Source organism: Rhizobium phaseoli, from assembly GCF_010668805.1.
Lineage (GTDB): Bacteria > Pseudomonadota > Alphaproteobacteria > Rhizobiales > Rhizobiaceae > Rhizobium > Rhizobium phaseoli_A.
Genome location: NZ_WUFT01000026.1, coordinates 65,584 through 72,114 on the forward strand (window position 1 = coordinate 65,584; position 6,531 = coordinate 72,114).

The 6,531-nt window shown below is 59.2% G+C and carries 6 protein-coding genes and 2 pseudogenes; 3 read left to right on the plus strand and 5 right to left on the minus strand.

What is annotated here, in order from left to right; genetic code table 11:
• Positions 1-33: 33 nt before the first annotated feature.
• Both GR197_RS28470 and GR197_RS28475 read left to right on the plus strand, forming a co-directional pair.
• On the plus strand, positions 34-558 hold the full coding sequence (locus GR197_RS28470; protein WP_130663796.1) for a hypothetical protein: 525 nt from the start codon (positions 34-36) through the stop codon (positions 556-558).
• Positions 559-831: 273 nt separating this feature from the next.
• Complete coding sequence (locus GR197_RS28475) at positions 832-1,077, plus strand: DUF6429 family protein (RefSeq protein ID WP_164015682.1); 246 nt, start codon at positions 832-834, stop codon at positions 1,075-1,077.
• Here the strand turns inward: GR197_RS28475 and GR197_RS28480 are convergent.
• Both GR197_RS28480 and GR197_RS28485 read right to left on the minus strand, forming a co-directional pair.
• Positions 1,046-1,276 (minus strand): annotated as a pseudogene (locus GR197_RS28480) (transposase domain-containing protein); the annotation flags it as partial. The gene GR197_RS28475 and the pseudogene GR197_RS28480 overlap by 32 nt on opposite strands.
• Positions 1,204-1,704, minus strand: a complete 501-nt coding sequence (locus tag GR197_RS28485) for a hypothetical protein (protein ID WP_164015583.1) — start codon at positions 1,702-1,704, stop codon at positions 1,204-1,206. The gene GR197_RS28485 and the pseudogene GR197_RS28480, both read right to left, overlap by 73 nt.
• 56 nt (positions 1,705-1,760) lie before the next feature.
• Here GR197_RS28485 and GR197_RS28490 point away from each other — a divergent pair, with 56 nt between their 5' ends.
• Entirely contained in the window at positions 1,761-3,830 is a 2,070-nt protein-coding gene (locus GR197_RS28490; RefSeq protein ID WP_131645912.1) for a recombinase family protein, read from the plus strand.
• Here GR197_RS28490 and tnpC read toward each other — a convergent pair.
• The 3 genes and pseudogenes from tnpC to tnpA all read right to left on the minus strand — a co-directional run.
• Positions 3,819-5,276: pseudogene (gene tnpC / locus GR197_RS28495) on the minus strand (IS66 family transposase); the annotation flags it as partial. The gene GR197_RS28490 and the pseudogene tnpC sit on opposite strands and share 12 nt — an antisense overlap.
• 47 nt (positions 5,277-5,323) lie before the next feature.
• Positions 5,324-5,674 (minus strand): IS66 family insertion sequence element accessory protein TnpB, encoded by a 351-nt coding sequence (tnpB, locus tag GR197_RS28500; RefSeq protein WP_104822825.1) that lies wholly within the window; start codon positions 5,672-5,674, stop codon positions 5,324-5,326.
• Positions 5,671-6,099: an IS66-like element accessory protein TnpA gene (gene tnpA / locus GR197_RS28505; RefSeq protein ID WP_130705018.1), complete on the minus strand. Its 429-nt coding sequence runs from the start codon at positions 6,097-6,099 to the stop codon at positions 5,671-5,673. The genes tnpB and tnpA overlap by 4 nt, the downstream gene beginning before the upstream one ends.
• Between the last annotated feature and the right edge of the window lie 432 nt (positions 6,100-6,531).

Here is a 6,531-nt window from a genome sequence, read left to right on the forward strand (position 1 = left end):
ACAGTGTTTGAACTTGAAAGGGAGCGTTTGAGCGTGAGACCCTACACCCTGATCTCCTGTTCGGTTGTCACCCTCTTTGTCATCGTCATTTTGGCCTCGCTGCCCACAGCCTCAGGAGGTCAGTGGACTTCGGCGTTGCCACCGCAATTTGATATAGGTCAGCGCCTTTCTTACGGTTCGACGCAACTGCCGAATCGTGCCGGAACTTGCGGAGCTGTGATTTATCAGTTGTCTTACACGCAAACCCAAGATATCCGCCATCGTGGCATCGAAGCTTTTCCGAGTGATCTGAGAGGGCCCGATGGTCTGAAGTATGAGGACTGGGCAAGTACGCCAGTGCCCAAAGATATATTCGAGCGGTATGTTTTGAACACCGCCCGCCCTCCAGTTGGACTGAATTGCAGCCATGGCACTTGGGAGAAGGAGTGGCGCGCTATCGCGCAGGAGGCGGGCAACTACTATTCGGCTAATAGTAAAGCGTTGATCCTGTTGCAGGCCTCAGAATTGCAAGGCAATCCAAAGTATTTGGCAGCGGTCGGATATTTCTATAATCCCTAGAGCCATGGCAAATCCAATAGTGTCGGCAATTCAGACGCATAAAGTGCACACACAAAGTGGGGGCACGATTACGTCCGCTCCTGCAGCATATTCGCCGTAGCGCTCCGCGGCTGGGGCATTGCTACCGATGCCAAGTCATACTTTAATTCGCCGTCACTCCAAAGCCGTAACCGGTGTTCCGATCCCACATTGTCCTCGTCCTTGAATGCTCCAGCGTATCCATCCGAGGTAGGCCGCAGGGATCTTTGGGGTCGCGCGTTGTAAGCTTGCGGAATGGAGATCGACGAGGACAAAATCGACGACGCGGTGCTGGCGTTGCTATGGCTGACGCTTCACAACGAGCGTTGCGCCTGGAAGGGGTTTGACTGGGCGACGACTGATCGCTTGTATCAGAAAGGCCTGATCGGCGATCCGGTGAACAAGTCGAAGTCACTGGTGCTGACGGACGAGGGTCTGCGCCGGTCGGAAGAGCTGTTTCGGAAACTGTTTACGCGGCAGCCGGGATTTCCATCGCCTTGATCGCCTTCCACTCCCAAGGCAAGAGCTCATGCAGGCGGGAGACGGGAAGCTCGGCGATGCGGGCCAGCACGTCGGCAAGCCAGGCCTTTGGATCGATGTCGTTGAGGCGAGCCGTCGTAATCAGGGTCAGCATGATGGCGGCCCGGTCTGCGCCGCGATCGGAACCGGCGAAGCTCCAATTTTTTCTGCCGCAAGCCATCGCAGGTTCATTCTGCCCATGTCGGGCAGATGGTAGAGATTCATTATCGTTGGCACCCACTTTACGGTGGTTGTTTTCGGCACGAAGGTCGCGAGGATCGTGCCGGCGGTGCCATCGTGCGGGTCGAGGTCCGACCGGGCGAAGTCATTCAGGTCGCAGAATGGATGCTGGACCGGGTGCTCTGCGCCGGCATGGAGATGGGTGAACCGCGCGTTGCGGTAGCGGGCCTCATCGAGCTTGAAAGGCTGCTGGCCGAGCGCGGTTTCAGGCAAACTTCGAGAGGTGGACTCACAGCCATCCAGGAGGCGCGCCATGAAGGCATTAATACCACCCGCAACATTGCCAATGCCGATCCAGCAACTGAGCATACCGTTCGATGCACCGCAGATGCGGGGCCTGAGCGATGCGGAAAGGAGCGCCGTTGTCACCAGGCTGGCAACCCTTCTGATGGCCGCGGTCGGCGTCGCGGCGAAGGAGGCGAGTGATGACGAGCAATAACCTCCTTCCCGCCACGGTGCTGAAGCGCAAGGCTGTGGTCTACGTTCGACAGTCGACCCCAGGTCAGGTCCAGAACAACCTTGAGAGCCAGAGAAGGCAATATGAGCTTGTCGATGTTGCACGTCGCTGGGGGTTCCGCGATGTCGATGTGATCGACGATGACCTTGGACGTACCGCCAGCGGCGCTGTTGACCGTCCTGGTTTCGAACGACTGGTGAGCGGCCTGTGCACGGGCAAAATCGGTGCAGTGCTCTGCCTCGACGCTTCGCGCCTTTCCCGCAACGGCCGGGATTGGCACCATCTCCTCGAACTCTGTGGCCTGGTTGAAGCGCGCGTCATCGATCTCGACGGCGTGTACGATCCTTGTCGTCCTAACGATCGACTGTTGCTGGGCATGAAGGGCAGCATCAGCGAGTTCGAGTTGGGCATCTTGCGAACGCGCATGCTTGACGCGGCCCGCGCCAAAGCGCGGCGGGGAGAACTGCGCCTGAGCGTTCCGATCGGCTATATCTGGCACCGCGACTATGGGCTCGGGTATGATCCCGATTTGCGGGTACAGGAAGCAATCCGCCTGATCTTTGCGCGCTTCCGCGAGCTTGGCAGCGCTCGTCAGGTTTTGATCTCGCTTACCGCAGATAATTTCCATTTTCCCCGTCCTTCCGATGGACGCAAAACGGTGTCCTTCGATTGGGTGCCTATTCGCTATCGGAGCGTCATTTCGATTCTGAAGAACCCGTTCTACGCCGGGGTCTACGTCTATGGTAAAAGCGAGAAGCGAACGGAGATTGTCGATGGGCGGGCTCGCAAAAGCTACGGACACAGCAAGCCTTTCGCAACGTGGGACGTCCTGCTCCAGGATCATCATGAAGGCTATATCGATTGGGTTGAGTTTGAAAGAAACCAGCGCCTTATCGCCGTCAATGCCTTTGGTCAAAAAGGCGGTATCAAGTCCGGTCGTGGAGGCCGAGCGTTGCTCGCCGGTCTGCTCACCTGCGGCCGATGTGGAAGACGGTTGGGCGTTGTCTATTCGGGGCGTCCGCCAGGCCACCCTTATTACCGCTGCGAACGTATCAACCAGATGTTGGCCAAACCGCGATGCATGACTTTTGGCGCTTCCCGCATCGACCCTGCGATCGGCAAGGAGATATTGAGGGCCGTAACGCCCATGGCAATCGAGGCGGCAATGGAAGCTGACCGTATGCATCGGGACAATCTGGAAGAACGGCATCGCATGGCGGAGCTGGACTTGCAGCAAGCACGCTACGAGGCATCTCTGGCCGAACGTCGCTACGCTGCATGTGATCCTGATAACCGGCTGATCGCTGCTCAGCTTGAGAAGAGCTGGGAAGCAGCGCTCAGGCGCGTGGAAAAGTGCGAGGCGGTGCTAATCCAGGACCGACAAGCCGAACAGGCAACCCCAATTCCCGATTTCGCCGGCATTTCCACCGACCTGGAGACCGCGTGGCGCGCACCCAATGTCGATATGCGTTGCCGTCAGCAGCTCCTTCGCACCCTTGTGTCCGATATCATCGCTGATGTTGACGAGGAGAAGCGCGAAGTCCTTTTGACGATCCACTGGAAAGGCGGCCAACATTCCCAGCTTCGCATCCGCAAACCCAACGCCGGCGAACATGGCCAGAGTACACCGGAAGCTGCCCTTGCAGTCATGAGGTCCATGGCGACGCGTTGGTCCGACGCGGACATTGCCGCCACCCTGAACCGAATGGGAATGCAGACCGGACAAGGCAAGACTTGGACAGCCCGCCGTGTCGGGGCGCTGCGGACGGTGCATAAAATCCACGGCTACCGCTCAGCCGAGAAGAACGGCGAATGGCTTACGCTGACCGAAGCCGCTAAAAAGCTTGGTGTTTCTGCCCATCGTGTCCGCCGGCTGATTAAGGAAGGGGTGCTTCCGACCGAGCAGGTTGTTCCTGACGCGCCGCATCAAATTCGGGCGAGCGACCTGGAAAAGGACGAAGTGACACAGTTTCCGCGTCACAGAGGTCCGTGTCGCATCAAAATGGAAAACCAAAAGTCCCTGTTTCCGGGCATTTGAAGAGGAGGTGTAGTATGAATCGGTCATGGCCACGCCGCGCAGTGCTCTTTCCGCCGCGTTATTCGTCATGCAAATCCTGCCGTCATCGGCGTATCTGGCAAAGTCGACCCAGCGCGACAGCATGTAGTTGATCGGTTCGATGACCGGTGAGGAGCGTGAGAGGCCCTCCTGTTCCTGGCGCAACCAGGCCTCCAACTCGATGAGCAGCGGCTTGCTCTTTTCCTGGCGCACGGCAAGCCGCTCCTCGGCGCTTGTGCCGTTGATATCGCGCTCGATGGCAAACAACGCGTCGATGCGTTTAACCGCTTCCAACGCCGTCGCCGAGACAGGCCGTGCGCCTTTACCGCGGCGAGCACTGCGAGAGACGTCGGCCAGCTCGAAGAACTTCCGGCGCGCATGGGCAAAGCAGAAGGCCGGCGTCACCGGTATTTGCTTCTTTGTCCGATCGAACAGCGGATTGAAGCCATTGTAGCAGTCGGCTTGCAGGATACCGGTGAACTCGGCCAGATGTCGTTGCGGATGTTCGCCACGCCGGTCGCTGGAGGCGTAGAAGACGGCGGCCGGCGGCGCGTGCCCTCCAAATGGCCGGTCGTCGCAAACGTAGGTCCAGATCCGGCCGGTGATGCACTGCCCTTTGGCGAGAATCGGGATAGTGGTGTCGTCGCCATGCAATCGTTCGGCCGCAAACACGTGGGTCTCGATGAGATCGAAGAGCGGCTTGACGGCGGCGCTGACGTAGCCAACCTGGTCGGCAAGCGTCTGGGTGGACAGATCAATTCCCTCGCTGCGGAAACGCCGGCTCTGGCGGTTGAGCGGTTGATGCTCGGAGAATTTGTCGAAGACTATAGTGGCGAGAAGGTTGGGGCCGAGAAAGCCGCGCGGTGTGGCATGGAACGGCGCCGGCGCCTGGCTGATGCAGCCGCACTCCCGGCAAGTAAACTTATCCCGGACGGTCTCGACCACTTTGAAGCGGCGCGGGATCTCCTCCAGCGTCTCGGTAGTATCCTCGCCCAGCTTCGACAGCCGTTCGCTACCGCAATGGATGCAGGCGCCAGGAGCTTCGATGACGACACGTTCCCGCTCGATATTGTCCGGCCAGGGTTTGCGCACCGGCCGCTTGCGAGTGAAGGCCCGAACGGTCTGGCTTTTGGCAGAGGCGGCTTCGGACGCAAGCTCGTCCTCGGTCGCGTCGGCGACCAGCTCTTCGAGCTGCAATTCCATCTGGTCGATCAGCCGCTGGGTGCGCTCCCGGCTCGGACCGTGTTTGTCGCGTTCCAACTTGGCGATCAGCAATTGCAGATGGGCGTTGAGCGCCTCGATGCTGGAAAGCTCTGCCTTGGCTTTGGTCGCTTCGGCCTCCGCCTGCAACCGCGCCTCGCGTTCCGCCAGCAGCGCGGCGTGGGCGCTGGCAAGATCGTCCGGAAGGGAAAGCGGTGGCAATGACATGCAAATTTTAGAGCATATTTCCTTAGCAATTTCAATGATGAAGGCGCTCAAACCCGTGTCGGACGCCAAGTTTCCTGCGGCGCCCGCCAGTCAATTCCCGACAGCAAATAAGAAAGCTGTGCGGCCGAGATCGCGACGGCGCCGCCTTCAACATTGGGCCAGATAAACCGCCCGCGCTCCAATTTTTTCGTGAACAGGCAGGCGCCTTGGCCGTCATGCCAAATTAATTTTACCAGATCACCTCGTCGACCCCTGAAGCAGAACAGATGACCGCCCAGAGGGTCATGCTTCAACACCTCCTGCACCCGAAGGGCCAGCGAAGGAAAGCCGCACCGCATGTCTGTATGTCCCGTCGCCAGCCACACCTTGACCCCCGTTCCCATCGGAAACGGGTTCATCGCAACGCCTCCAGACCACAAATGAGCCGCAGCAGGACGTCCACGTCGACATCCCGACCGACGATCACACGCCGGCCGTTCGCACTCACCACCTCCATGCGACCGGGCGCGGTGACCGAAGGCGGCACAGTGACAGTCGCCGCAGGTGGCGAATTCGCAACATCAGGCTCGGCAATAACGATCGCTGGAACAAATCCGTTCGCCGAGCGGGGGACAAGCCGTCCTTCTCGCGCGGCCCTGCGCCAGGAATTCAACTGCCAGCGCGTGATCCCATGACGCTGCGCCGTGGCCGTCACCTGCCGCGGGCCGTTATAACTCTCAGCCACGATCGCCAGCTTCGCTTCATCCGTGAAACGCCGGCGACGCCCGCTATCGACAATCTCCATCCGGCTGAAATGCCCGGTGAGATCATTCCTCAAGTCCATGTGTGAAGCACCGTCTATATTGCCGTCTATATAGACAGAGCATCCACACTCTCACTCACTGCACAATGCGGCCCAACTCGGATGCGTACGCTCCAGCGACAATAACTTCAACAATCCTTCCCGCGCACAAAAATACCCGCTGGACAAGCATCTCTATGCCCAGCGCCACCTATCGAAGCGGACGCCTTTGCCTGAAGTCCTCGGTTGCCCTGAATTGCCATCGGCTATCGACAGGAAAGCACGGCAGCCGAGGTGCGTCCGGAGGAGGCTGGGAGTTCAAATCTCGTCTTTGGTATTCGCCTGTTTGTGACTTCTAATGTAAATGCAACAAAGGCTTAAAGGCTACTACAGGGCAGGGAGATCAGCCCCCGATCCGACCGGCTGGGCCGGGTTGCAAGGGCGGAGCGGGGGCGGGTGATGACGCACCCCTTC